This is a genomic window from Priestia koreensis (assembly GCF_001274935.1).
Classification (GTDB): Bacteria; Bacillota; Bacilli; order Bacillales; family Bacillaceae_H; genus Bacillus_AG; species Bacillus_AG koreensis.
In genome coordinates this window covers 1-799 of sequence record NZ_LILC01000042.1, presented here as the reverse complement: position 1 = coordinate 799, position 799 = coordinate 1, and the positions used below count along the sequence as shown (strand labels likewise).

Annotated in this window: 2 protein-coding genes; both read right to left on the bottom strand. The window is 40.6% G+C overall.

Annotated features, from left to right (window positions below):
• Positions 1 to 509 (bottom strand): MBL fold metallo-hydrolase (locus AMD01_RS23235; RefSeq protein ID WP_053403846.1); only part of this gene is annotated, 509 nt, incomplete at its 3' end.
• Positions 475 to 711, bottom strand: a complete 237-nt coding sequence (locus tag AMD01_RS23230) for a hypothetical protein (RefSeq protein WP_053403845.1) — start codon at positions 709 to 711, stop codon at positions 475 to 477. The genes AMD01_RS23235 and AMD01_RS23230, both read right to left, overlap by 35 nt.
• Positions 712 to 799 lie beyond the last annotated feature (88 nt).

The window sequence follows — 799 nt, the reverse complement described above, 5'->3', positions numbered from 1 at the left end:
GGAGGATGAAGATCACTGCTTCCTGTAATAAAAAGATCACCTGTTAATAGGACGTTATCTTCTGTATGGTGATAGACAACGTGGCCTGGGCAATGTCCTGGTGTTAGATGGTAATGCAGTGGAACACCAGAAAGGATTTCCTCTGTCAACGGTTGAACCTTGTGTTTTACACCATTCTGTTCAAGTACATTTTTATTCGGATAAGGGACTTCACCATTAATGTACGTTAATTCATTTTCATGGGCATAAACAGGGAGGTCAAACTGCTCGATCCATTTTACAGCACCTTGAATGTGGTCACTGTGGCCATGTGTAAGGAAAATCGCTTTTGGATTTCCAATTGATGTCGCAGCCTTGATTTGATCAGCAACTAATGCTTCAGTTCCTGTATCAATGATATAGACGTCATCGTTATGCTTAATGAGCCAAGTATTAACAGGGATAGTAATAGAGATATTAATTTCAGATTCACATTTAAAGATGTGTTCGGACAGCTGTACGATGTTCATAGTAAACGTTCCTTTCTTCTTTTAAGGCTAATAGAACATGCTGGTGAACTACCCGCCACTTAGCACCCTTACGGGTTGCTTGAAGTGGAGGCTTCCAAGATCGTAAGAACTTTTCTTTTATTGCATCTTCATCCACGCCTAAACGGTCGTGTCCGATGCCTTTCCTTTGCGGCGTTCCGACCGCTAGAAAAAATCCAGACAAATTATAATGTCATACCTTGTTCCTTCAAAACACGAATTCCATAGTGTTTGAGATTTAATCCGGCATTATAATCCCGATCGATTTTTGT